Source organism: Mesorhizobium sp. USDA 4775, assembly GCF_054062655.1.
In genome coordinates, this window is the sequence record NZ_JBSSFM010000001.1 from 1,852,356 (window position 1) to 1,876,659 (window position 24,304).

The window sequence follows — 24,304 nt, forward strand, 5'->3', positions numbered from 1 at the left end:
GGAGGACAACATGCGTCTGCAACACATCTTGATCCCCGCCGCGCTGGTTTCACTGGTCGCGGTATCTGCTTATTCGGAAGAGACCGACCGCTACCGGCTGGAAAAATCCGCCAACGGCTATGTCCGCATGGACACGCAGACCGGTGCGATGTCGATCTGCGAGGAACGCTCGGGTCAGCTCGTCTGCAAGGTGGCGGCCGACGAACGCGCCGCGTTCCAGGACGAAATCGACCGCCTGCAGACCTCGATGAAGGCAATGGACGAGCGCGTCACCAAGCTGGAGAATTCGCTCTCCGCCCGCCTCGAATCGAAACTGCCGAGCGAGGAGGATTTCAACAAGACGATGAGCTATATGGAGCGCTTCCTGCGCGGCTTCATGGGCATCGTCAAGGATATGGACAAGGACAATGGCGGCGGCGCCCAGCTCAACTCGCAGAAGACCTGAGCTTCCGGCAGCGCCGCGCGTCCTTTTGGACGCGCAAAGGACGCTGTAGCACTTTGATCTTGCGAAGTAGGGAAAACGCGGCGCGCTGGTTTTGCCGCTTGAAAACAGCGCGCTGCCCCTCATAATCGTCCGACTGGTCCCGAAAAGCTTAAAAATCATCGACGGGATTCGGGGAGGAACATTTGCCGTCAGGCTATTCTTTCGTCATCGCCGACGATCACCCGCTGTTTCGCGGCGCGCTGCGCGAGGCGCTTGCCGGCATCGGCAATGTCGCCGCCATCCACGAGGCCGGCGATTTCGAAAGCGCCAAGGCATTGGTCGTGGCCAATGAGGATGTCGATCTGGTGCTGCTCGATTTGTCGATGCCGGGCGCCAGCGGCCTCTCCGGCTTGGTTTCGCTGCGCGGCATTCATCCTGCGGTACCGCTGATCGTGGTCTCGGCGCATGACGATCCGGCGACCATCAGGCGGGCGCTCGATCTCGGCGCATCCGGCTTCATCTCCAAATCGGCCAGCATGGAGGAGATCCGCAACGCCGTGCAATCGGTGCTGGCCGGCGACATCGCCGCGCCCGTCGGCGTCGATCTCGGTGTCGAGCGCGATCCCGAAATATCGGACCTGATCAAGCGGCTGCAGGCGCTGACGCCGCAGCAGACCCGCGTGCTCGGCATGCTGGCCGAAGGCTTGCTCAACAAGCAGATCGCCTATGAGCTCGGCGTTTCCGAGGCGACCATCAAGGCGCATGTCTCGGCCATCCTGCAGAAGCTCGGCGTCGACAGCCGCACCCAGGCGGTGATCCTTCTGTCCAAGATCGGCACCGACCCGTTGCAGACCAACAGCTGAGCGTCTGCGTCGCCCGTTCAATCGGGACACTGAACCTCCGTCCGCACAGGTCGGGCGTTGAAGCTCACGAAGCTGATGGCGGCCATGATCCAGACGCCGATGCCGCCATAGAGCATCACCCAGCCAAAGCCGTTGCGCAGTGCATTGTGGACAACGGAATCGGCAAGACCGGGGTTGGGATTTCCGGCAGCGATCCCGTCGGCGAAGTGACGCAGCTGGCTGGGGTCGAGGTCGGGCAGTGCTGTGCTCAGATGCGCCAGCACGCCGCTTGCCAGGATGAAGCCCATCACCGCTATGTTCACCGCCAGCGAAACCATGCGGGCGCTCATGTCGATGCCCGAGGCCATGCCCGCCCGGCCGCTCGAAACGGAGCCCGTCGTGGTGTTGGTGACGGGCGTGTTGGTGATGCCAAGACCGGCTCCGGCGATCAGGCAGCCGGGCAACATCGTCAACCAGTCAGGCCGCGCGGCGGCGCTGCCGAACTTCATCAGGAAGAAACCGACGCCGATGAGGGCAAGCCCGGCCGGAATGATGATGCCGGGCTGGTAGCGCAGCGAAAGCCGCTCCGCCAAGGGCGGCATGACGAGCGTCGGCAGCGTGTAGGCAAGCAAGGCAAGACCGGTCGAGACGCTGTCATAGCCCAGTCCGGCATGAAACCAGATCGGCAGGTAGATCATGAACGGCCAATAGGAGAGGTTCATCGCCGCCGAACCGACGATGGCGCCCGAAAAGGGCCGGATCCGGAAGACCGAGAAGTCGAACATCGGCCGCTTGCTGACCCGCTCGGCGATGAAGAAGGCGATCAAGCTCGCGATCGAGAGGCCGAGGATCGTCAGCGCGGCCGGACTGGCGAAGCCGAGATCCGGTCCCTGCGTGATGTAGAAGACCAGGCAGAAGACCGACGGCGACAGCGTCACGATGCCCGCAAGGTCGAGTTTGCCCGCCTCCGGATCCTTCGATTCGTGGACGCCGGTCCAGGCCAGCACGAACGCCACGGCCGTTGCCGGCACGTGGATGAGGAACACCCATTCCCAGGTCGAGACCGCGACGATGCCACCGCCGATGATGGGTCCGAAGCCGAGGCCGACACCGAAGATCACGCCCCACCAGCCCCAGGCGACGGCGCGCTCACGCCCTTCCCTGAATTCGTGCGACAGCACCGCGAGTTGGCAGATCAGCATCGCGCCGCCGCTCAAACCCTGCAGGAACCTGGCCACGATCAAGGTCGATACATCGTCCGCCAGGCCGCAGATCAGCGACGTCAGGCCGAAGGCGGCGATGGAGACCAGGAAGACGCGCTTGCGTCCGTAGCGGTCCGCGATGGTGCCGACCGCCATCAGCACGGTGGTGACCGCGATCGTGTAAGCGTTCATCACCCATTGCAATTGCCTGAAGTCGGCATGCAGCTCTTGCTCCAATGTCGGCAGGATGGTGGGAATGCTCGAAATCTCCAGCCCGAACATCAGGCACGCCAGGCATGCGGCGGACAGAACGACGATGCCTCGACGGGTCAGGGCAGTGGGCATGATCAAACCTTTCGACTTCTTGGGCAGGACGAACCGGTATGACGGCCGCCACGCCAAGCCAGACTAGGGCAGGCTTGATCATTTTAGAATTGCATGGTTGGCTATTTCAGAGACAACAAAGCGAGATAACTGACATGACGCTGGACGTAGATGCGGTGAAAGCTTTCGTCGCCGTCGCCGAGTTGCGCAGTTTTACGCGCGCGGCCGAGGCGCTTGGCAGCACGCAAGGCGCAATCAGCGTCAAGCTGAAGCGGTTGGAGGATCGGGTGGGGCAGAAGCTGATCGAGCGGACGCCGCGACTGGTGCGCCTTTCAGCGCGTGGTGCGGTGTTCCTCGAACCGGCGCGCGAGCTGCTCGCCGCGCACGACCGTGCCGTCGCCAGTCTCGCTGCTGTTCGCCGCCATTTTCGGCTAGGCATTGCCACCCATGTCGGCGGTGCCGAAGTGCCGACCTTGCTGGCACGCCTCAATGCGCATGATCCGGCCTTGACCATTGAGGTGCGGCTCGACGATACACGCGAGTTGATTGCTGCGTTCGATCGCGGCGAGCTCGATGCCGCGATCGTCCGGCGCGAGGACGACCGCCGCGATGGTGAGGTGCTGGCGCCCGAACATTTCGGCTGGTACGCCACGCCGGATTTCGTCTACCGCGCCGGCGAGCCACTGCGGCTGGCCGCCTCCGCCCCATCCTGCAGCATCCGCGACGTCATCACCGGTACGCTCGATGCGGTTGGAATACCGTGGACGCAGGTTTTCCTCGGCTGCGGATCCTTCGCCGTTGCCGAGGCCGTTTCCGCCGGCCTCGCAGCCGGGGCCTTCTCGTCTCGCCTGGTTCCGCCCGGCACCATCGAGGTCAGCCGCAAATTCGGCCTGCCGCCGTTGCCGGCGTCGGAGATCATGCTTTTGTCCACGCTCTCGGACGCTCAATCGCGTGATGCGTTGCGCACCCTTGCCATGGCGTTTCGCGAGCATCGTCCGTCCGCGGCGGCCAACGGCGCGAGGCCCCGGTTCCGCAGTTCGCAGATGGTCGACAACCCCGTCTGAGGTTTCCGACCCGTGTCTGCGCGATGATGTCGAACGACTATCTCAGCGATAGTTTTCGACGGCTGAGCCCAGTTGCGGCGTGGCATCATCCTCGGTCGGCCGCGAAGGGCGCCGCGCACGGCCTATCGCGGCGCCAAGGCCGAGCGATGCGATCGCCACCAGCGGGATGCCGGCGATCCAGGGCAGGCGCGGCGCCAGCGCGTAGAGCGCCGTGCCGATCGATGGCCCAAGCGAGTCCTTGAGGTCGACCGCCACCGACGAGGCCGCCATGTAGGAGGCGCGTCGCGCGGGCGGCGCCAACGCATTGACGGCGGTCGGCACCAATGGCCCGACCAGCATCTGCGCGATCGAGCACAGGCTGACGGCTCCAATCAGCGTCAGCATCGCCGGCGAGGCGGCGAGCAGCGCAAAGGCGAGGATCGTCGCCAGGCCGGCACCGACCGCCAGCCAGAGAGCGGATCGTGCCTCGACCAGGCGGCTGACCAGCATCTGCAAGCCGACCGTCAGCGCGGCGGCATAGGCGAACAGTGCGCCGACGCCGGATGGCGTCAGCGTCGCGGCATCCTGCGCATAGAGCGGGATCACCGCCTCGATCCAGTTGCCGGCGACCTCGAACACCACGATCCAGAGCAGCAGCTTCGCCAGCCGGCCGTCGCGGAACGCCGGCAGCAGCGCCGACAGCCCTTCCTCTTCATCGTCCCCACCGTCGAGGCGATCGTCGCCGGCGGCGTGGCCGATGCCGCTCGTCTCGTTCAGGGCGAAGAACATCACGATCCCGCCCAGCACAAGTATCGTACCGCCGGCGAGGAAAACGCTGCGTAGCGATACAAGCGCAAGCAGGGCGCCGCAGGCCGGCCCGACAATCTGCCCGACGCTCGAACTCACGCGCGCCAGGCTGAACCAGCGCGGATGGGCGGATGGCGGGGTCACGTCGGCGATCGCGGTCAAGATCGTCGGATGAAGCACCGATTCGCATATGCCGGTCGCAAGCAGAACGATCGCGGTAACGGCGACGCCGTGCACAAAGAACAGGGCCAGGAAGCCGGCGCCGACGCCGAGCGAGGATGCAATCAGCACCGGCCGCCGGCCGACGCGGTCGGCTATGCCGCCGATCAGCGGCGCCGCCAGCAGCTCGCCGCCTGCATAGCAGCCGAACAGCAGGCCGATCGCGCCGACGGGAATGCCCGCCTCGCTGCTCGCCCAGAGCGGAAAGAAAGGCATCAGCGCGCCATCGGCGAAACCGGCGCAGAAGAACAGCAGAAGCCCCAACAGGGCTGGGCGTGGGGCTGCGGAGGAAGGAAGCATGTTGATCATGACGTCACCTGCGCATGGTGGCCTGACTTTGGTCGACGGCCCGGGGTTTGCGCGTTGATTGACGTGAACGCCTACGGTCGCCCTGGAGCGACAGGGAGGTTTGAGCCGCGTGGTAGAATCCCAGACGGCGATGGGGCCGGCTTCAGCCGAGCCGCACCGACAGTTCGACGTCCTCGCCGAACGGCGTGGACATGTAGCCCGATGCCGGCGAGCGCACCCGTTCCAGATATTCAGGCGAGAAATCGGCATTGTCGGCGATGACCAGCGCGCCTGGCCGCAAGCGGCTCTCGACCAGGCTGAGGATCTCCGGATAGATCGCCTTGGCGCCGTCGAGCAGCAAGAGGTCGATCGTTTCGGGCAGGTCGGCGCTCAGCGTTTCAAGCGCGTCGCCCTCGCGGATCTCAACCAGGTCGATGAGGCCGCCCTCGGCCAGATTGGCCTTGGCCCGCATCGCCTTGGACGGCTCGAATTCGGTGGTGATCAGGCGACCGCCGCCATTGTCGCGCAGCGCCGCGGCAAGATAGAGCGTCGAGATGCCGAACGAGGTGCCGAATTCGATGATGATGCGCGCGCCGCTGCTGCGCGCCAGCATGTAGAGCAGCGTGCCGGTCTCCGGCGAGATCGCCAGCCAGAGGTCCTTCAACCGTCCGTAGAAATCGAGATATTCGGTCTTGCTGTTGAGCAGGCGCGCCCGTTCCTCGTGCGAGAGTGCGGCCACCGCCGGACTGGTCGCGGCATTGGCTTCTTCGAACAGGCGGGCGAGCAGCGGGGCCAGCGGGACATTGGTCAGCGTCGTCATGAAAGTCTCCGGTCGAAATGGCTGCGTGCTTGTGTTGTGCCGAAAAATACGAATAATCCTTCAGGTTTCCAATTCGCATTGCCGAGCCGCGACATGACCGGACGCCCAAGCCATTCGATTTCCTCACGAAAACAGCCCAAACAGGCTCGTGCCACGGACCTTGTCGCGGCGATTTTGCAAGCTGCTGTTCAGGTTTTGGAGAAGGAAGGCGCGCAGCGTTTCACCACCACGCGGGTGGCGGAAAAGGCTGGGGTCAGCGTTGGCTCGCTCTATCAGTATTTCCCCAACAAGGCGGCGCTTCTGTTCCGGCTGCAGAGCGACGAATGGCAGCAAACGACCGACCTGCTGTGCCGTATTCTCCAAGAGGTCGAGAAGCCTCCCCTCGAACGGTTGCGCGTCCTGGTTCATGCCTTTGTCCGCTCGGAATGCGAAGAAGCGGCAGTGCGTGGCGCGCTCGACGACGCGGCACCGCTTTATCGGGACGCGCCCGAGGCACAAGCGGCGAGGGCTTCGGCGCAGCGAACGGTCGAGATATTCATGCAGGAGACACTACCAGAGGCCCCGGATGCCACCCGAGCCTTGGCCGGCGACCTGGTCATAACGATGCTCAGTGCGGCGGGACGGGAATTTTCCGCAAGTCCGCGAATGCCGGCGGAGATCGAGACCTATTCCGATGCCATAGCCGATATGTTCTGCGCCTACCTCAGGAGCCTGGGGCACAGGGCTTGAAATAGCCAGCCGTGGCCGGCCGGCCCGTTGGCGTCACTCAGCGGCAGATGCCAGCGGCCTCACCCTGGCCATCATCGAGCGCAGCACCGCCGGTTTCAGCGGCTTGTTGATCACCGCAATATCGAACCCGCCTGCCGCCGCCCGCACCTCGTTGGACCGGTCGGCGGTGACCAGCACTGCGGCCAGATCGTTGCCATGGGTCGCCCGCAGTCGGGCGATGATGTCGAGGCCGGTTTCGCCGTCGAGATGGTAGTCGGCAAGCACGATATCCGGGCGATGTATTGCGGCCTTCTCCAGATCCCGGGAGCCGGACACGGTATCGACCTTGCATCCCCAGCCTTCGAGCAGCAGCCGCATGCCCTCGAGGATGCGGGCGTCGTTGTCGATACAGAGCACATGCAGCCCGGCGAGCGAAGCCGCGGCACGGGCGGGAGCCTTGGTTTCGACCTCGCGTCGCGGCTCCTGCACCGCCGCGACGGGCAGGATGACGGAAAAGCGTGTGCCCTTGCCCGGATTGGAGAAGATGCGGATTTCCAGCCGAAGCACCCGGGCGATGCGGTCGACAATGGAGAGCCCAAGGCCGAGACCTTCGGCTTCGCGCGCCCCTTCATCGAGCCGGGTGAATTCATGGAAGACCGTGTTCAGCTTCTCGCCGGCAATGCCGATGCCGGTATCGATCACCTGGATCTCCGCCAGTTCGCCGCGCCGCCGCACGCCGACCAGGATGCGGCCCCTGCGCGTGTACTTGATGGCGTTCGAGACCAGATTCTGGATCAGGCGGCGCAGCAGATTGCGATCGGTCACCACCGTTAGCGAAGACGGCATGATCGTCAGGCCGAGCTTTTTCTCGGCGGCCATTGGCCGAAAATCATTGCCGATCTGGCGCAGCAAACCGTCGAGGTTGAAGGCGGTATCGTCCGGCTTCATCGCGCCGGCATCGAGGCGCGAGATGTCGAGCACGGCGCCGAGAATCGTCTCGACCGATTCCAGCGAGGATTCGATGTTGACCGCCGCCTTGCCTGCTGGGCCCTTGCCGGCCTTCTCGATCAGCGAGGAGCAATAGAGCCGGGCGGCGTTCAGCGGCTGCAGGATATCGTGGCCGGCGGCGGCGAGGAAGCGCGTCTTGCCGAGATTGGCCTCCTCGGCCAGCATCTGCGCCTGCGCCAGTTCCTCGTTGACCCGGGTCAACTCCTCGTTGACGCTAGTCAGCTCCATGGTGCGGGTTTTCACGCGCTGCTCCAGCGATTCATTGGCGCGCTTCAGCGCCAGATCCTGTTCGACGCGCCCGGAAATGTCGGCATAGGTGGCGACGATGCCGCCATCCGGCATCGGATTGGAGCGCAGTTCCAGGATGCGGCCGCTGGTCTTCAGTTCCATCTGCCAGGGGCTGACGAAACTGGTCAGCCGGTTGAGCGTCGTCACGCGCTGGTCGGCGGGGATGTCGCCGCGCTCGGCGAGATGGCGCAGGATCTGATCGAGCGAGACGCCGACCTGGCCCATCTCGTCGGGCAGGTCGAACAGCACCCGGTATTGGCGGTTCCAGCAGATCAGCCGGAAATCGCGGTCGAAGACGGTGATGCCCTGTTCCATCTGGTCGAGCGCGATCTGCAAGAGGTCGCGGTTGTGCTGCAGCGCCTCGGTAGCGTCGTCGAGCAGGCGGAAGGCATCCCTGGATTCACGGTCATGGCGCCGGAACAGCAGCGACAGGATCAGCCGCGCCGAGGAGGAGCCGACGGCGCTGGCCAACAGCTGCTCGGAGAAGCGGATGACGTCCATGCTCGCCTGCTCCTTGCCGTGCAGCGAGGTGCCGTTGGTCTTCTCGAACGACTGGAAAGAGCGCTCGGTGCGCTCGACGCCGAGGTAGCGGGCGATCGTGTCCTTGAGGTCGTTGACGGTGATGGCGGTGCGAAAGCGGCGCAGGCTCGGCATCGGACCGGCGTCGCGTGGCACGAAGATCGACGCCTGGATGCGCTCCAGCGGCACCGACGCGCGCGACAGCGAGCCAAGGACAAAAAACAGCGTGTTGATCGACAGGCTCCACAACACGCCGTGGTTCAGCGGCTCGGCCACGGTACCGAACAGGGCTTGCGGGCGCAGCGCCTCGAAGCCGAAGAGCCCGTGCACGACGATGTCGGTGTCGGGCGCGACAAGCGAGGGCAGGAGCAGCGTGTAGCCCCAGACGATGATGCCGGCGACCATGCCGAGTGCGGCACCCCTGCCATTGGCGCCGCGCCAGATCAACCCGCCGATCAGCGCCGGCGCGAACTGCGCGATGGCCGCGAAGGACATCAGGCCGATCGACGACAGCCGCGCTGAGTTGGTGCTTTCGCGATAGTAGAGGAAGGCGATGAACAACAGGATGAAGATCGCCCCGCGCCGCACATTGAGGATCAGCGTCGACCAGTCCTCGTTCTCGGAGGTCGAGGTCTTGAGCAGGCGGCGCACGAACAGCGGAATGACGAGGTCGTTGGAGATCATGATCGACAGCGCCACGCTTTCGACGATCACCATGGCCGTTGCCGCCGACAGCCCACCGATGAAGGCGGCCATGGCCAGCACGTCGTGGCCGCTGAACAGGGGCAGCGACAGCACATAGAGATCGCTGCTGGTGCCGGTGCCGACCAGCGACAGGCCGGCAAAGGCGATCGGCAGCACGAACAGGTTGATCGCCACGAGGTAGAGCGGAAACACCCAGGTCGCGGTACGCAACTCGGCCTCGCCGCGGTTCTCGACGATGGTGACGTAGAACTGCCGCGGCAGCATGACGATGGCAAAGCCGCTCAGACAAGTCAGCACCAGCCAGGTGGCGAGCGAGGTGTTGTAGCCCATCGCCTGGCGCACCTGAGCATTCTGCGCCAGCTTGGCGAACATGTCGCCCGGGCCGCCGAAGATCAGGAAGGTGACCATCAGGCCGATCGCCAGGAAGGCGGCGAGCTTGACGACGGTTTCGACCGCCACCGCCAGCACCAGCCCGTCCTGGTGTTCGGTGGCGTCGGCATGGCGGGTGCCGAACAAGACGGCAAACAAGGCCAGCAGCATGGCGACGACCAGCGATATGTCGCTGACGAACGGATCGAAGGAGGGCGGCGACCCCGTATAGTGCTCGACCATCAGGCTGACCGAACCGGAAATCGCCTTCAGCTGCAGCGCGATATAGGGCACCGCCCCGATGGTGGCGATCAGCGTGGCGATCGCCGCGACGGTGAAGCTTTTGCCGTAGCGCGCGCCGAGGAAGTCGGCGATCGAGGTGATCTTCTCGGTCTTGGCCAGCCGCACGATGCGGTTGAGCAGCGGAAAACCGAACACGAACACCAGCACCGGGCCGGTATAGATACCGAGGAATTCGAGGCCGCGTTCGGAGGAGAGCCCGACCGAGCCGAAGAAGGTCCACGAGGTACAATAGATCGCCAGGCTGAGCGCATAGATGAACGGCCGCGCACGACCGGGTCCGGAGATGGCCGAGCGGCGGTCGCCCAGGCTGGCGATGGCGAACAGCAACGTCACATAGGCGATCGCGATGATGACGATGAACAAGCCTTGCACGCCTGGAATTTCCTCCTTTGCCGTCTTTTTATCCGGCTTATCCGAACGCAATCACAGCTTGGCGCCGGAGTCCATTGCGGCTTTGGGCGCATGAAGCGCGTGATTTCTCGAGGTTGACGCAGGGGAGGGAGAAAGCGGTTGCTTTCTCCTTTTTGCCCATGTTGCAACCGGAGGTTTTTGTTATGTTGTCGCCGGGTCGATGCCGCAAGGACGGAACGGCAGCGCGGCCGGTCATGACAAGGAGGGTCGAATGCTGAAAGAATTCCAGGAATTCATTTCCAAGGGTAACGTGATGGACTTGGCCGTCGGCGTCATCATCGGCGCGGCCTTCGGCAAGATCGTCACTTCGCTGGTCGATGATGTCATCATGCCTTTCATTGGCGCGCTCGGAGGGGTCGATTTCAACAACTACTTCATTGGCCTGTCGCACAACGTGACTGCGACAAACCTTGAAGATGCGCGCAAGCAAGGCGCTGTCTTTGCCTATGGCAGCTTCATCACCGTGGCGCTGAACTTCCTGATCATCGCCTTTGTCATCTTCCTGATGGTCAAGGCGGTGAACAATCTGCGCCGGCGGCTCGAGCGCGAGAAGCCGGCTGCCCCGGCCGCACCACCCCCCGCCGATGTCGCGCTCCTCACCGAAATCCGCGATCTGCTCGCCAAACGATAATTCAGCCGACCATTGCTGGACCAAAAACCCCGGTCGTTCGCGGCTGGGGTTTTCTGTTTTCGTATCTGGTAAAGAGCGGCAAGCCTAGAGCAATTCCAGGAAAAGTGTGAAACGGGTTTCCCAGGGAAACCGCGTAGCGCTTTCCCTGGGGAATTGCGTTAAAACAAAGAGTTAGAACGGTTTGCCGTTTCCATGAAACAGTGAACTGCTCTAAGGGAAAACGGATTTGTCCATGAGCCTGATCGATAGCTTTCGCGCCGAAGCCCGCGCCGCACCGGAAAGCGGCATTGTCGCCGTCGTCAACTACGGCCGCCTGCGCGAGGGCCTGATCCCTTTATGGGCCGGCGAGGGCGACCTGCCGACACCCGCCTTCATCACCGATGCCGCGTCGAAGGCGCTGGCCGGCGGCGAGACGTTCTACACCTGGCAGAGGGGCATCCCCGATCTCAGGCAGGCGCTGGCACGATACTACGCCAGGCATTTCGGCAAGACGTTCCCGGAGGAGCAGTTCATCGTCACCGGATCCGGCATGCATGCCATCCAGATGTCCCTTACCGCTCTCGCCGGCGCCGGCGACGAGGTGATCTATCTGTCGCCGGCCTGGCCGAATTTCGACGCCGCCGCCGCCCTGTCGGGAGCCGTTCCGGTGCCCGTCACGCTCGATCATTCCGGCAATGGCTGGTCCTGCGACGTCGAGAAGATCGCCGCGGCGATCACGCCGCGCACCAAGGCGCTGTTCATTAACACGCCGTCGAACCCGACCGGCTGGACCGCCGATCACGAGACCTTGCAGGCGATCCTCGACCTGGCGCGCGCCAAGAACGTCTGGATCATCGCCGACGAGATCTATTCGCTGTTCCACTATGGCCATGGCCGTGCGCCGTCCTTCCTCGACATCGCGACGGAGGAAGACCGCATCCTGTTCGTCAACTCCTTTTCCAAGAACTGGGCGATGACCGGCTGGCGCGTCGGCTGGATCAAGACGCATCCGAGCCTGCAGCAGGTGTTCGAGAACCTGATCCAGTATTCGAATTCCGGCGTTGCCCAGTTCATGCAGCGCGGCGCGGTCGCAGCTCTTGACGAGGGCGATGGCTTCGTCGCCGAACAGGTGGAGCGGGCGAGAAAAGCGCGCGACCTGGTCTGCGGTATTCTCGGCGCCACCGGCAGCGCTCGGTTTACCGTGCCGCAGGGCGCCTTCTATCTGTTCTTCGCCGTCGACGGCATCACCGATTCCCGCGCCGCCGCCTTCGACATCGTCGACAAGGCCAATGTCGGCCTGGCGCCCGGCACCGCCTTCGGCCCCGGCGGCGAAGCCTTCCTCAGGCTGTGCTTCCATCGCCGCCTCGACCAGGTCGAGGACGCCGCGCACCGGCTGGCGAAATGGATGAGGACTGTCTAGTCGACTTGCGTCGGCCGGCAGTCGAACAGCGTTTCAAATGGGCTTCAGCCGCCTGACTTGGGCACCAGCAGCGGAACGATCCGGTCGCTTTTGGCGACCGAGGGCCGTCCTGCCGAGCCGTAGGGAATGCCGAGCGCGTCCCATGTCTCGACCAGCGCGTCCTGCAGTCCAGCGATCAGCGCATCCGAATGGAACGGCGTCGGCGTGATGCGCAGCCGCTCGGTGCCGCGCGGCACGGTCGGGTAGTTGATCGGCTGGATGTAGATGCCGTGCACGCCGAGCAGGCGGTCGCTGGCCATTTTGCAAAGCTCGGGATCGCCGACCAGAACCGGCACGATATGGGTTGGCGAGTCCATCACCGGCAGGCCGGCGGCGGCAAGCACCTGCTTGGTCCGGGATGCCTGCTGCTGCTGGGCATCGCGCTCGGCCTGCGAGCGCTTGAGATGCCGGATCGAGGTGGTGGTGGCCGCGGCGATCGCCGGCGGCAGCGCCGTGGTGAAGATGAAGCCGGGCGCATAGGAGCGCACCGCGTCGATCACCGCGCTGGTGCCGGTGATATAGCCGCCCAGCGTGCCGAACGCCTTGGCCAAGGTGCCCTGGATGATGTCGATGCGGTCGGCCAGGCCCTCGCGCTCGGTGATGCCGCCGCCGCGCGGTCCGTACATGCCGACAGCATGGACCTCGTCGATATAGGTCATGGCGTTGTAGCGCTCGGCGAGCTCGACGATCTCCCGGATCGGCGCGATGTCGCCGTCCATCGAATAGACGCTTTCGAAGACGATCAGCTTGGCGCGTTCGCGCCCCGCCGCCTGCAGCAGGCTTTCCAGATGCGCGACGTCATTGTGGCGGAAGATCTTCTTCTCGGCGCCCGAGCGGCGCACGCCTTCGATCATCGAGGCGTGGTTCAGCTCGTCCGAGATGATCAGGCAATTGGGCAACAGCCGCGCGATCGTCGAGATCGAAGCTTCGTTGGAGACGAAGCCGGAGGTGAAGACCAGAGCCGCGTCCTTGCCGTGCAGGTCGGCAAGCTCATGCTCGAGCTCGACCAGCGGGTTGGAGGTGCCGGAAATGTTGCGGGTGCCGCCGGCGCCGGAGCCCATCTTGCCCGCCGCGTTCTGGAACGCGGCGATGACGTCCGCGTGCTGGCCCATGCCGAGATAGTCGTTGGAGCACCAGACGGTGATTTCCTCGGCGCGGCCGTTGGAGCGCCAGATGGCGCGCGGAAACTTGCCCGCGATGCGCTCGAGGTCGGCGAAGACACGATAGCGACGCTCCGCGTGGAGCTGGTCGATCGCTTCTTCGAAGAACCGCTGGTAGTTCATGTCGGCTTCCCAATTTTGCGCGGGATCATAATCATTGGCCTATTGGTCGTCCACCGGGCCATTTTGGTCAAAATGCCACGCCCCGCACATGTTCCTAACGATGGCGGATCGTGGCCTATTCCCATTCCACGACACGCACTGTGGATCACTTTTGTTTCAGCACGATGCCACATTTGGTGAACGCCGGTTACCAAGGGTTCTAATGGCCATGCGGCAGGCTTTCCAGTAAGGCGGTGTTTGAGACAGTTTCCGATAAATCTTGAGATGCGAGGATGCGGATGACGGTTTTGGTGACAGGCGGTGCCGGCTATATCGGCAGCCACATGGTCTGGGAATTGCTGGATGCGGGCGAAAGCGTGGTCGTGCTCGACCGCCTTTCCACCGGCTTCGAATGGGCGGTGGCGCCGGAGGCAAAGCTGGTCGTCGGCGATGTCGCCGACAAGGAATTGGTCGGTTCGATCATCAGGGACAATCATGTCGACGCGATCATCCATTTCGCCGGTTCCATCGTGGTCCCCGAATCGGTCGCCGAGCCGCTCGCCTACTATGAGAACAACACCTCAAAGACGCGCACGCTGATCGAAACCGCGGTGCGCGAGGGCGTGCCGCATTTCATCTTTTCCTCGACCGCCGCCGTCTATGGCGGCGCCGGGCTGGAGCCGGTGCGCGAGGATGCCCGTCTGGCGCCGGAATCGCCCTATGGCCTGTCCAAGCTGATGAGCGAATGGATGTTGCGCGATGCCGGCCTCGCGCACGACATCCGCTACACCGCGCTGCGCTATTTCAACGTCGCCGGCGCCGATCCCAAGGGCCGCACCGGCCAGTCGACGCCGGGCGCCACGCATCTGATCAAGGTCGCCTGCGAGACCGCGCTCGGCAAGCGGCCTTTCATGCAGGTGTTCGGCACCGATTACCCGACGCCCGACGGCACCTGCATGCGTGACTATATCCATGTCAGCGACCTGGCAGCCGCGCATCGCCTGGCGCTGCAGCGGCTGCGCGCCGGGGGACAGAGCCTCATCGCCAATTGCGGCTACAGCCATGGCTATTCGGTGCTCGAGGTCATTGAGAGCGTGCGCCGCGCCTTTGGCCACGATTTCGAGGTGAAGATGGGCGACCGGCGTCCCGGCGACGCCGCGGCGGTTGTCGCCAATTCGGACCTTGCCCGGGCGGAACTCGGTTGGACGCCGCAACGCGACGATCTCGACCAGATCGTTGCCGACGCACTCGCCTGGGAGCGCATCCTGACCAGCAAGAACTCCGCCCGCGGCTGAGCCAAGCCCCGAGGGCTCGCAAGGCGCGCGGCGACGCGCTATGGAAGCAGTCGCGACGCGGCGTCGAGGCGCCGCGCCGCCGAGAGCTTTTGGGGGATGGCATGAAGATAACGGTGCTCGGCGCCGGCGTTGTCGGTACGGCAGCAGCCTATTACCTGGCCGCCGACGGCCACGAGGTCACCGTGATCGAGCGCCATGTCGCGCCGGCGCGGGGCACCAGCCAATCCAATGCCGGCCTGGTTTCGCCGGGTGACGCCACCGCCTGGGCCTCGCCGGCGGCGCTGAAGACGTTTCTGCGCGGGCTCTACAATCATGATCTCGGCATCAAGGTGCGGCTGCGCTTCGATCCCTATTTCCTCGCCTGGAGCCTGCGTTTCCTGCGCCAATGCACGGTGGCCCGCCTGCGCGCCAACAGCCAGGTCAAGCTGCGCCTCGCGCTCTATTCGCGCGACTGCATCAACGCCATCTCGGCCGACACCGGCATCCACTATGACGAGCGCAAGAAAGGCATCCTCTATTTCTTCCGCTCGCAGCACAGCCTCGACATCGGCACCGACAATTACCGCTATCTGGCCGAGCACGGCCTGCCGATCGAGATCGTCGGCCGCGACCGGCTGGTCGAGCTCGAGCCGGGCCTTGCCGGCGTGAAGGAAAAGATCGCCGGCGGCGTCTATTCGCCGATCGACCAGACCGGCGATTCCCGGAAGTTCGTGGAAAAGCTCGCCGCTCATGCCGCCGAAAAGCTCGGCGTGAAATTCCTCTACGGCACGACGGTCGAGGGTCTCGACATAGAGGGCGACCGGGTGCGCGCGGTGATGACCTCGGGCGGACCGGTGACCGGTGACGCCGTCGTCATCTCGATGGGGCCTGAAAGCGGTCTGCTTGGCCGCCGCTACGGCATCGACCTGCCGGTCTATCCGGTGAAGGGCTATACCGCGACCATTCCGCTGGAAGACGAGAGCAAGGGGCCGACCATGGGCGGCGCCGACGAGGACCAGCTGATGGCCTATTCGAGGCTCGGCAACCGGTTGCGGCTGGCTTCGACCGCTGAATTCACCGGCTTCGACCGCTCCCACAAGCCCAGCGACTTTGCCACCATGTTCAGGACCGCAAAGGACCTCTTTCCCGGCGCTTTCGACGAGAAGAAGGCGGAGCTCTGGGCGGGCCTCAGGCCGATGATGCCGGGCTCCGTGCCGGTCATTGGCCAGGCACGCTATCAAAACCTCTATCTCGACACCGGCCACGGCCATGTCGGCTGGACCATGGCCTGCGGCTCCGGAAAATTCCTGGCCGACCTCGTTGCCGGCCGTAAGCCCGAGATCGACCCGCAGGGGCTTGTGTACGGGGGATAGGATGTCGGGACCGCAAGTCGCCATCGACCTTGGCCGTATCGAGCGCAACGCCCGCACCATTGTCGACCGCTGCGCCCTGTCCGGCATCAAGGTGTTCGGTGTCACCAAGGGCATGTGCGGCATGCCGCAAGTGGCGCGTGCCATGCTGCGCGGCGGCGTCGCCGGCATTGCCGAATCGCGTTTCGAAAACATCCGCCGGCTGCGCGACAGCGGCATCAACGCGCCGATCATGCTGCTGCGCAGTCCACCCATGGCGCGCATCGAGGAGGTGGTGCGCACCGTCGACATCAGCCTGCAGTCGGAACTCGCCACCATCCGCGAGATCTCGCGCATCGCCGAGCGCATGGGCCGCGTCCACGACATCATGCTGATGATCGATCTCGGCGACCTGCGCGAAGGCATCTGGCCGAGCGACCTGATCCCCACCGTCGAGCGGATCCTCGAGTTCAAGGGCGTGCGCGTCGCCGGCATCGGCACCAATCTCGGCTGTTTCGGCGCCATCATGCCGACACCGGAGAATCTCGGCCAACTCGTCGCCCATGCCTACAAGACCGAACGCCTGTCCGGCAAAAGCCTCGACTGGATCTCCGGCGGCGCCTCGTCGTCGTTGACGCTGCTGCTCGAAGGCAAACTGCCCGCCGGCATCAACAATCTCCGGGTCGGCGAGGCGATCCTGCAAGGCGGCGTCGAAACCTTCCGCGATGTGCCATGGGCCGAACTCGAGACCGACGCCTGCCGCCTGACCAGCGACGTCATCGAGGTCAAGCTGAAGCCGTCGCGGCCGATCGGCGAGTCCGGCTACGACGCCTTCGGCAACCAGCCGGTCTTTCCCGACGAGGGCGACAGGCTGCGCGCCATCGCCAATATCGGCCGCGAGGATGTGCTGGTCGAAGGGCTGACGCCGATCGCCAAGGGGATTCGCGTTCTCGGCGCCTCCAGCGACCATCTGCTGCTCGACGTGCAGGACGCCGACCCGCCGCCGGTCGTCGGCGACCGCGTCGCCTTCCGCATGAGCTATGGCGCCATGCTGCTGGCGATGACGTCGGAATATGTCGAAAAGGCCCCGATGCATGACGTCGCCGACTTTTCCGGCCACAAGATGGTGTCGATCTCGGCCGAACAGGAAGCCGCCGGCATTCTTGCCCGCGAGGGGACCGGCGCGCGGTTGGAGGCGATGAATTTCGACGTCGTGGAACTCACCGATGTCGAGCGGCCGCCCTCCGGGTTGATCCGGCTGAGTGCCGGCGCCGATCGCCGAATCGCCCACAGGGCGCTGACGGCGACGGCGCGCGCGACGCACTCCTTCGGCCTGATCTGGATCGATTCCATAGCCGCGCTGATGCCGGAAGACGAAGAGGGCATCGACCTGCCGGAAGGTTCTGTGCTGGCCCGGACCCTCGGCCTCGATCACAAGGCCGGCGCGCTGCAGCCGCAGCTGTCGCCGGAAAATGTCGTCATCGTCGGCCTGCGCCATGCCGACCCGGCCGAGGCGCGGGTGCTGAAGGATTCGCGAGTGTCGGCCTTCACCATGACCGATATCGACGCCATGGGCATGCGCGACCTGATGCATGAGGCGATCCGCATCGCCACATCGGGCACGCAAGGCTTTCATCTCAGCTATTCGCCGACAGCGACTGAATTCGCCGGCTGGGCGGCTGGCTCCGGCGGGCTGACGGTGCGAGAGACGCATCAGGCGATGGAGGCGATCGCGCTCTCCGGCGGCCTGCTGTCGATGGATATTTCGGGCCTGACCAAGCATATGGAGCCCAGGATCGGCGCTGACACCGTGAACTTCGTCATGTCGGCCTTCGGCAAGCGGATCCTGTGATCAGCCCCGTGCTTCGACCGCCGCGCGCCACGCCCTGACATAGGCTGCCCAGGCCGGGTCGGTCGGCGGTTCCAGTCGCGCGCCCTTGCCATGCGCCGTGACCTGATCGGACGCCAGCAGTGCCGCGCCGATGCTGGTTCCCGTGGCCGCTTCAGAGGCGACGACGGCGCGGCCTGTGCTTGCGGCCAGCATGCCGACAAACAGGCGATTGCGGGCAAACGGTCCTTCGACGGTGGTCGGGCCATCGGCGCCGATCAGGTCGAGGCAGGTCGCCGTCATCAGTGCCAGGTAGAACGAGATGGAGGCAAAGCGCTGGCCATTGTTCATGCCGTCGGCATTGAGCCATGTCGCAGCCTGATCTGGGAACGGGCCTGATCCCTGTTGCGTCGACGGCAGCAGCAATGTCTTTCGCGCGAGCACGGCCAGCACATCAGCGTCGCTCCAAGTCTCCGGCCGGCCTTCCGTCAGCACGGAAAATTCGCGGCCGCCCATGAAACGGGCCGAGGGGATGGGGTCGCCCAGTGCGTTGACATTGACCAAAGTATCGCGCGCCGGATCGAGGCCGACCGTCCTGCCGCCCACCGCCATCGACACCACCCAAGTGCCGGTCGAGACGACCGAAAAGGGCGGCACGTCGGACAGGAGATGCGGCAGCAGCGAGGCGTTGGAATCGTGCAGGCCGCAGAACACGGGGGTTTGCGCATCAAGGCCGGTGCGCGCGGCAAGCGCTGGCAGGATCGGACCGAGGCGATCCCTGGCCGACCGCACCGGTGCCATCAGGCCGCGCCAATCCAACCGATCGACCAGCGACGAAAAGTCGGCATGCCATGGATTCCACAGATCGGTGTGGCAACCAAGCGAGGTCACTTCGTTGGCGGCGACGCCGGTCAGGCGCAGCGCCCAGTATTGCGGGTACATCAGAATCGCGGCCGCATGCGCGAACGCGGCCGGAAAGCACTTCTGCTGCCAAAAGAGTTGCGCGCCGAGATTGAGGCCGATTGGCAGGCGCGGCGTCCCGGTCTCGGCGAAGGGCGGTCGAACAGCGTCATAGTCCGCCGCCAGCCTGTCGGGGCCGTCGAACTCATAGTCCAGCACCGGTAGAACCAGTTCGCCCGAAGCATCGACCAGCGCACTCGTCGCGCCATGCGTAGTGATCGATATGGCGTCGATGCGCCGTTCGCGGTTGAGGCCGGCAAGGCTGTCGAGGATGAATGTCCACAGCGCCTCGACATCGTGATGTGGGTAGGGCGCCTGCCGCAGCGGCGCATTTGCCACGCGGCGCAGCGCCACCTCGCTCAATGTCGCGAGGTCGACAAGCGCCACCTTGGCGTTGGTCTTGCCGATGTCGATGACGGCGATGTGGCGAAGCGCGCTCATGCCATATGGAACATAGTTTCCAGCGGCACGGCCACCGGCTCATTGTCCGGCTTCGTTTCCATGATGTCGGCCATGTGAGCCCACCAGCGCTGCATCACCGGGTGCTTCGGCAATTCGGCCATGCCGTGATCGTCGCGCCGCCACAGCACGCCGAACAGGATGTTGGTCTCTTCGTCGAGATGGATTGAGTAGTCGGACACGCCGGCCTGCTTCAAGAGCGCGACCAGCGACGGCCAGATCTCGTCATGGCGCTTCCTGTACTCGGCCTTCATGCCCGGTTTGAGCTTCATCTTGAACGCGTATTTCTCAGGCATCAGCTGTTACCACGCAGCCGCCGCCAGACAATCGGCAGGGCGATGACGATGATCAGCAGCACGCCGATGAAGATCGACATGACGATGCCGGGCACGTTGAGCAGGCCGAGCCCGAACGTCACCAGCCCCATGATGAAGGCGGCGAGTACGACGCCGACAATGCTACCGGCCCCCCCCAGAATGCTGATGCCGCCGAGCACCACCATGGTGATGACTTCCAGCTCATAGCCTTGCGCGATCGACGGCCTCGTCGAGCCGAGCCGCGAGGTGATCAGTACCGAGGCGATGCCTGACATCAGTCCGGTCAGGCAGAACAGGATGAATTTGATGCGGCCGACGCGCACGCCGGAAAACTGCGCCGCGACCGGATTGTTGCCGATGGCAAAGACGCGGCGGCCGAAACTCGTGCGATGCAGCAGGAACCAGTAGACGACGGCGGCGATGAGGAAGAGCACCAACTCGAACGAGACCACCCACCAGACATAGCCCTGGCCGAAGAAGGCGAAGCTTTCGGGATAGCCCTTATAGGCCTGGTCGCCGAGGATGATGAAGGCGATGCCGCGGAACAGGCTCATTGTGCCTATTGTGACGACGATTGAGGGCAGGCCGAGCCTTGTCACCAACAGCCCGTTGAAGGCGCCGCAGCCGAGGCCTACGACGATGCCGATCAGCACCAGCACCGGCGTGTCCGCGCCGGCCTGCACCGCCATGCCCATCATGGTGGATGCCAGTGCGATGATGGCGGCCACCGACAGATCGATCTCGCCCGAAATGATCAGCAATGCCATTGCAAAGGCGATCAGGCCCTTCTCGGTGAAGTTGAAGGTGAGATCGGACAGCGAATAAGGGTCGAGGAAATAGGGTGAGGCAAAACTGTTGATGGCGAAGATGGCGACGGCCACCACGATCAACAGCGCCTCCCAGGAAAAGATCGCCGAGCGAAACGGCCTGTCGAGCCGGTCGGGAATATGCCGCGGGGCAGGGATGTCGGTCATGCCACCTCTGCCTTTCTCAGGATGATGCGGCCTTGCTGGCGTTCACCGCGCGCGTTGAGCACAACAGCCAGGATGATGGCGCTGCCCGAAATCGCCATCTGCCAGAAGGGCGAGATGTTGATGACCGGCAGCGCGTTGGAGATGATGCCGAGGAACAGCGCGCCAAGCACCGCGCCGCCGACCGAGCCGATGCCGCCGGCGATCGAGATGCCGCCGATGACGCAGGCGGCGATGATGTTGAGTTCATAACCGTTGGCGACCTCGACCGAGGCGATGACGTAGCGCGAGATCCAGAGGTAGCCGGCAAGCCCGCCGATCATGCCGGAGATGCAGAAGACGATGAATTTCGTGCGGCCGACATCGATGCCGGTATAGACCGACGCCGTCGGGTTGACGCCGATGGCATAGATCGAGCGGCCGAGCGCGGTGCGTGTCATCAGCACGAAGAACAGCGCGATGACCAGGATGGCGATCCAGGACAGCACCGGAATGCCGAGGAAGGCCGCGCGCTGGAAACCGATGAAATCCGGGCTCATCTTGTCGGCATTGACCCAGGCGCCGCCGGACAGGACGAAGGTGGCGCCGCGATAGATGGTGAGTGTGCCCAAAGTCACCACGATCGAGGGGATGTTCAGCCGCCACACCAGAAGGCCGTTGATGGCGCCGAGCACCAGCCCGACCGCCAGCGCGATGACGATCAGTGCCGGGATCGGGATCGCCGGGTGCGCGGCGTTCAGCATCGCCACCACCATGCCGGTGAAGCAGAGGTTGGAGGCCATCGACAGGTCGATCGACCGTGTCAGGATGACCACCATCTGGCCGAGCGCCAGGATCATCAGGATCGAGGTGTCGTTGAACACCTGGCGCAGATTGCCGGGGTCGGCGAAGGCCGGGAAGCGGGTTGAGATCAGCCCGATCAAAACAACGATCGCCGCGGCCAGCCAGATCTCGCGGTATTTCAGAAAAGCCTTCATGCCGCGATCCCCGCTGCCGTCCGGACCAGCGTCTCGGCGTCCAGCCACTTATTGTCATAGACCGCCGCGACAAGGCCCTCGCGCATGACCACCACCCGGTCGGACATGCCGAGTATCTCCGGCAGTTCCGACGACACCATGATCACCGACAGGCCCTGCGCTACCAGCTCGGCCATGAAGCCGTGCACGGCGGCTTTCGAGCCGATATCGATGCCCTTGGTCGGCTCGTCCAGGATGATCACCTTGGGCGCGGTCGCCAGCCACTTGGCGATGACGATCTTCTGCTGGTTGCCGCCCGACAGCGTGCCGACATCCTGGCTGAGCGACGAGGCCCTGAGGTCAAGCCGCTCGGTGTAGGAGCGGGCGAGCGAAAACTCTTCCGCCAGCCGCAGCAGGCCTGACTTGGAGGTACGCTTGAGCGAGGGCAGCGAGACGTTCTGGAAGATCGGCAGGCCGATCACCACGCCCTGCTTGCCGCGTTCCTCCGGCACATAGACGATGCCGGCCTCGATCGAATCCGCCGCCGTTTTCGGCGCTATCGCCTTGCCTTCCAGCGTGATCGTGCCGCCTGATGTGCGCGTGATGCCTGAGATAGCCTGCATGACTTCGCTGCGCCCGGCGCCGACGAGGCCGTAGAAGCCGAGGATTTCGCCCTTGTGCAGCTCGAAGCCGATATTGTTGAACTCGGTCGGGTGCGACAGGCCCGAGACGGAGAGCACCGGCGCACCGATCTCGGCCTTGCCCGACTTAAACACCGCCTGTGAGAATATGTCATTAAGTCAGCATGTTAGGCGCGCGCCGGCGCGTGTTACCACTACATTTTGGGGGGATCTCAGGCGAGTTGTTCGTCGAGGTTGTGTGGCAGAGCGATGCCAGCTGCCTTGAAGACGTTGCCCACTTGGCCGGTGACGTGAGTTCTGGTTGTGACGATGCGACCATCCTTTTCGATGGTGGCTTCCTGGAGGCGATCGAGATCGCGTAGGAGCGGCTGCCATTCGGGCGTCAGGCCTTTGGCCCGGCAGAGGCGGCGCAGTTCCTTGCTGAGCACGAGCGCCAGGAACGAGCAGAACACATGCCCGCGGATGGCGGCATCGGATTGGTGGAAGATCGGCCGGGTATTGAAGGTTGCCTTGGCGGCGCGGAACAGGCTCTCGACCTCGAGCAAATCGCGATACCGCAGCACGGCCTGGAGCGGGGTCACCTTCGCGTTGGTCCGCACCACGGTGATACCGTCGTAGCGGGCTTCCTCGGCAAGCTTGCCGACATCGATCTTGAAGTTCTTGCCGCCGGCCTTGAGGTAACGCCGGTAGGCCGAGTTGCCGACCAGTGCCTTGTCGCCCTTCTTGAGCTGTGCCTCGAGGCCGGCGATGATCGCCTGGCGGTCGGCCTTGTCCTTCTCGGCCTCGGCGTCATTGCGGCTGACGATGTAGCGGTCTTTACCGAACTTGACCTCTTTGACCCACAACTGAGTTTCACCGCGCTGGCGCTCGAGAACGAGCGGAACCATCGGCGCCGTGTCATTGAGCACGACGTTGTGGATCACGCTGCTCGAGCGTTCGCGGGCCCCCAGAATGTATTCCATGCCCAGCTTTTCGAGCGCGGCGATGGTATCGGCGCTGATCATGCCGCGATCGGCGACAACGCAGGCGCGTGTGACGCCGAAGCGCGTTCGCAGCCGATCGACCACCGGCAACAGGACGGTCACGTCAGCGGTGTTGCCAGGCACCATCTCGGTGCAGATCGGCCGGCCCTCGCCATCAACGACCAGCGCCAGGATCATTTGCGCCAGATCGGGGCGGAAGTCCTTGGAATGCCCGCGCTTGCCCAGCGTCTCGCCGCCCGCGCCGTAGAAGGATAACGAGGTTGTGTCCATGAACACAAGGCTGAGGTCGGTGAACAGGTCCTGCCGGCGCGCGAAGAGCTTTTCCTCGATCACGTCTTTCACGCAGCGCGCCACCAGCGCGCCTTGCGCCTTTTCGCCGCGTTCCTCGCCCAGCCACGCCATGGCCCGGTAAAAGTGATGGAGCGCCAGACCCTCGGCGCCCTCGATACCATAATCGGCCATCCAGTTCGCGCAGTCGCGGTCCGAGCCCGACACGAACAGCCGATGCAACGTGCCAATGAACACCGCCCGTTCCACCGCAAAGCCGAACTGGCGCCCTTCCAGCACCTCTTCCAGCACATCGCCAATCCCGAGCCGCTGCCACAGCCGCCCGAACAACAGCGGACCGCCAATGCGGCGAGAGGCAATCCGCCCCGCGTCAATGTCGGACAGGATGAGGCTGCGTTCGCCATGGCGCGCAATCGAGGCCGCCAATCTGTCAAGTTCGCCGCTGGCAACCAGCGCATCCTTGCGGCCCAGTGCCTTTATCGTGCGCTGGCGAACGGTTTTGCCGTCGCGGACACTTTCCACGAGGTAGAGATAGCGATGGCCGCGCGCGACTCTCTCAACGACAAACATGCCAGCGTTGTTAGTAAATAAATGCCGTCAAATCCAGACAAAACAGAGCAAACAGCACAAATGTTGTTACCACACATTTTCGCGCCCGAAATTCAAG

19 protein-coding genes and 1 pseudogene are annotated in these 24,304 nt (G+C 64.3%); 9 read left to right on the plus strand and 11 right to left on the minus strand.

The features are described 5' to 3' along the window. The first annotated feature begins 10 nt into the window (after window positions 1-10). Both ACVILI_RS09080 and ACVILI_RS09085 read left to right on the plus strand, forming a co-directional pair. The gene (locus ACVILI_RS09080; RefSeq protein ID WP_027047742.1) at window positions 11-445 is read left to right on the plus strand and encodes a hypothetical protein; all 435 of its coding nucleotides are present in this window, start codon (window positions 11-13) and stop codon (window positions 443-445) included. Between the two features lie 182 nt (window positions 446-627). Continuing rightward, entirely contained in the window at window positions 628-1,287 is a 660-nt protein-coding gene (locus tag ACVILI_RS09085) for a response regulator transcription factor (protein ID WP_019863166.1), read from the plus strand. A gap of 17 nt (window positions 1,288-1,304) precedes the next feature. On the opposite strand, the gene ACVILI_RS09090 is transcribed toward ACVILI_RS09085, so the two are convergent. Next, window positions 1,305-2,813, minus strand: a complete 1,509-nt coding sequence (locus ACVILI_RS09090) for an MFS transporter (protein WP_064984742.1) — start codon at window positions 2,811-2,813, stop codon at window positions 1,305-1,307. A gap of 134 nt (window positions 2,814-2,947) precedes the next feature. Here ACVILI_RS09090 and ACVILI_RS09095 point away from each other — a divergent pair, with 134 nt between their 5' ends. After that, on the plus strand, window positions 2,948-3,856 hold the full coding sequence (locus tag ACVILI_RS09095) for a LysR family transcriptional regulator (RefSeq protein WP_064984680.1): 909 nt from the start codon (window positions 2,948-2,950) through the stop codon (window positions 3,854-3,856). Between the two features lie 42 nt (window positions 3,857-3,898). On the opposite strand, the gene ACVILI_RS09100 is transcribed toward ACVILI_RS09095, so the two are convergent. Continuing rightward, the gene (locus ACVILI_RS09100; protein WP_051726712.1) at window positions 3,899-5,170 is read right to left on the minus strand and encodes an MDR family MFS transporter; all 1,272 of its coding nucleotides are present in this window, start codon (window positions 5,168-5,170) and stop codon (window positions 3,899-3,901) included. A 142-nt stretch (window positions 5,171-5,312) separates the two neighbouring features. Beyond that, complete coding sequence (locus ACVILI_RS09105; RefSeq protein ID WP_038644491.1) at window positions 5,313-5,969, minus strand: O-methyltransferase; 657 nt, start codon at window positions 5,967-5,969, stop codon at window positions 5,313-5,315. Between the two features lie 93 nt (window positions 5,970-6,062). Here ACVILI_RS09105 and ACVILI_RS09110 point away from each other — a divergent pair, with 93 nt between their 5' ends. Next, window positions 6,063-6,698: a TetR family transcriptional regulator gene (locus tag ACVILI_RS09110; protein ID WP_038644493.1), complete on the plus strand. Its 636-nt coding sequence runs from the start codon at window positions 6,063-6,065 to the stop codon at window positions 6,696-6,698. 33 nt (window positions 6,699-6,731) lie between these two features. On the opposite strand, the gene ACVILI_RS09115 is transcribed toward ACVILI_RS09110, so the two are convergent. Continuing rightward, complete coding sequence (locus ACVILI_RS09115; RefSeq protein ID WP_038652085.1) at window positions 6,732-10,241, minus strand: PAS domain-containing hybrid sensor histidine kinase/response regulator; 3,510 nt, start codon at window positions 10,239-10,241, stop codon at window positions 6,732-6,734. Between the two features lie 250 nt (window positions 10,242-10,491). Between ACVILI_RS09115 and mscL the strand changes: the two genes are divergently transcribed. Together mscL and ACVILI_RS09125 are read left to right on the plus strand one after the other, a co-directional pair. Further along, a complete protein-coding gene (gene mscL / locus ACVILI_RS09120) occupies window positions 10,492-10,911 on the plus strand; it encodes a large conductance mechanosensitive channel protein MscL (protein ID WP_064984686.1) in 420 nt (139 codons plus the stop codon). 232 nt (window positions 10,912-11,143) lie between these two features. After that, a complete protein-coding gene (locus ACVILI_RS09125) occupies window positions 11,144-12,310 on the plus strand; it encodes a pyridoxal phosphate-dependent aminotransferase (RefSeq protein ID WP_038644495.1) in 1,167 nt (388 codons plus the stop codon). A gap of 44 nt (window positions 12,311-12,354) precedes the next feature. Here ACVILI_RS09125 and hemA read toward each other — a convergent pair whose 3' ends face one another. After that, complete coding sequence (gene hemA / locus ACVILI_RS09130) at window positions 12,355-13,632, minus strand: 5-aminolevulinate synthase (protein WP_019863175.1); 1,278 nt, start codon at window positions 13,630-13,632, stop codon at window positions 12,355-12,357. Between the two features lie 278 nt (window positions 13,633-13,910). On the opposite strand from hemA, the gene galE reads away from it, so the two are divergent. The 3 genes from galE (at window position 13,911) to ACVILI_RS09145 (ending at window position 18,086) form a co-directional block, all read left to right on the plus strand. Then, on the plus strand, window positions 13,911-14,906 hold the full coding sequence (galE, locus tag ACVILI_RS09135) for a UDP-glucose 4-epimerase GalE (RefSeq protein ID WP_038644497.1): 996 nt from the start codon (window positions 13,911-13,913) through the stop codon (window positions 14,904-14,906). Window positions 14,907-15,007: 101 nt separating this feature from the next. Continuing rightward, a complete protein-coding gene (locus ACVILI_RS09140; RefSeq protein WP_240565287.1) occupies window positions 15,008-16,258 on the plus strand; it encodes a D-amino acid dehydrogenase in 1,251 nt (416 codons plus the stop codon). A gap of 1 nt (window position 16,259) precedes the next feature. Beyond that, a complete protein-coding gene (locus tag ACVILI_RS09145; RefSeq protein WP_038644501.1) occupies window positions 16,260-18,086 on the plus strand; it encodes an alanine racemase in 1,827 nt (608 codons plus the stop codon). On the opposite strand, the gene ACVILI_RS09150 is transcribed toward ACVILI_RS09145, so the two are convergent. From ACVILI_RS09150 to ACVILI_RS09175, 6 genes and pseudogenes are all read right to left on the minus strand, one after another. Then, complete coding sequence (locus tag ACVILI_RS09150) at window positions 18,087-19,463, minus strand: FGGY-family carbohydrate kinase (protein ID WP_038644503.1); 1,377 nt, start codon at window positions 19,461-19,463, stop codon at window positions 18,087-18,089. Beyond that, the gene (gene rhaM, locus ACVILI_RS09155; protein ID WP_038644505.1) at window positions 19,460-19,777 is read right to left on the minus strand and encodes an L-rhamnose mutarotase; all 318 of its coding nucleotides are present in this window, start codon (window positions 19,775-19,777) and stop codon (window positions 19,460-19,462) included. Before rhaM ends, ACVILI_RS09150 begins: the two co-directional genes overlap by 4 nt. Next, window positions 19,777-20,772, minus strand: a complete 996-nt coding sequence (locus tag ACVILI_RS09160; protein ID WP_038644507.1) for an ABC transporter permease — start codon at window positions 20,770-20,772, stop codon at window positions 19,777-19,779. Before ACVILI_RS09160 ends, rhaM begins: the two co-directional genes overlap by 1 nt. Beyond that, the gene (locus ACVILI_RS09165) at window positions 20,769-21,746 is read right to left on the minus strand and encodes an ABC transporter permease (RefSeq protein WP_019863182.1); all 978 of its coding nucleotides are present in this window, start codon (window positions 21,744-21,746) and stop codon (window positions 20,769-20,771) included. Before ACVILI_RS09165 ends, ACVILI_RS09160 begins: the two co-directional genes overlap by 4 nt. Beyond that, window positions 21,743-22,501 (minus strand): annotated as a pseudogene (locus tag ACVILI_RS09170) (ATP-binding cassette domain-containing protein); the annotation flags it as partial. The gene ACVILI_RS09165 and the pseudogene ACVILI_RS09170, both read right to left, overlap by 4 nt. 77 nt (window positions 22,502-22,578) lie before the next feature. Further along, entirely contained in the window at window positions 22,579-24,207 is a 1,629-nt protein-coding gene (locus ACVILI_RS09175; protein WP_038655116.1) for an IS1634 family transposase, read from the minus strand. Between the last annotated feature and the right edge of the window lie 97 nt (window positions 24,208-24,304).

What these genes read in the sequence shown, in the direction of transcription:
- ACVILI_RS09110 (WP_038644493.1), top strand. Translation starts at nt 6,063, where the DNA reads ATGACCGGACGCCCAAGCCATTCGATTTCCTCACGAAAACAGCCCAAA.
- ACVILI_RS09100 (WP_051726712.1), bottom strand. Translation starts at nt 5,170, where the DNA reads ATGATCAACATGCTTCCTTCCTCCGCAGCCCCACGCCCAGCCCTGTTG.
- ACVILI_RS09145 (WP_038644501.1), top strand. Translation starts at nt 16,260, where the DNA reads ATGTCGGGACCGCAAGTCGCCATCGACCTTGGCCGTATCGAGCGCAAC.
- ACVILI_RS09125 (WP_038644495.1), top strand. Translation starts at nt 11,144, where the DNA reads ATGAGCCTGATCGATAGCTTTCGCGCCGAAGCCCGCGCCGCACCGGAA.
- ACVILI_RS09080 (WP_027047742.1), top strand. Translation starts at nt 11, where the DNA reads ATGCGTCTGCAACACATCTTGATCCCCGCCGCGCTGGTTTCACTGGTC.
- ACVILI_RS09095 (WP_064984680.1), top strand. Translation starts at nt 2,948, where the DNA reads ATGACGCTGGACGTAGATGCGGTGAAAGCTTTCGTCGCCGTCGCCGAG.
- ACVILI_RS09175 (WP_038655116.1), bottom strand. Translation starts at nt 24,207, where the DNA reads ATGTTTGTCGTTGAGAGAGTCGCGCGCGGCCATCGCTATCTCTACCTC.
- mscL (WP_064984686.1), top strand. Translation starts at nt 10,492, where the DNA reads ATGCTGAAAGAATTCCAGGAATTCATTTCCAAGGGTAACGTGATGGAC.
- ACVILI_RS09090 (WP_064984742.1), bottom strand. Translation starts at nt 2,813, where the DNA reads ATGCCCACTGCCCTGACCCGTCGAGGCATCGTCGTTCTGTCCGCCGCA.
- ACVILI_RS09105 (WP_038644491.1), bottom strand. Translation starts at nt 5,969, where the DNA reads ATGACGACGCTGACCAATGTCCCGCTGGCCCCGCTGCTCGCCCGCCTG.
- ACVILI_RS09140 (WP_240565287.1), top strand. Translation starts at nt 15,008, where the DNA reads ATGAAGATAACGGTGCTCGGCGCCGGCGTTGTCGGTACGGCAGCAGCC.
- ACVILI_RS09160 (WP_038644507.1), bottom strand. Translation starts at nt 20,772, where the DNA reads ATGACCGACATCCCTGCCCCGCGGCATATTCCCGACCGGCTCGACAGG.
- rhaM (WP_038644505.1), bottom strand. Translation starts at nt 19,777, where the DNA reads ATGCCTGAGAAATACGCGTTCAAGATGAAGCTCAAACCGGGCATGAAG.
- galE (WP_038644497.1), top strand. Translation starts at nt 13,911, where the DNA reads ATGACGGTTTTGGTGACAGGCGGTGCCGGCTATATCGGCAGCCACATG.
- ACVILI_RS09165 (WP_019863182.1), bottom strand. Translation starts at nt 21,746, where the DNA reads ATGAAGGCTTTTCTGAAATACCGCGAGATCTGGCTGGCCGCGGCGATC.
- hemA (WP_019863175.1), bottom strand. Translation starts at nt 13,632, where the DNA reads ATGAACTACCAGCGGTTCTTCGAAGAAGCGATCGACCAGCTCCACGCG.
- ACVILI_RS09150 (WP_038644503.1), bottom strand. Translation starts at nt 19,463, where the DNA reads ATGAGCGCGCTTCGCCACATCGCCGTCATCGACATCGGCAAGACCAAC.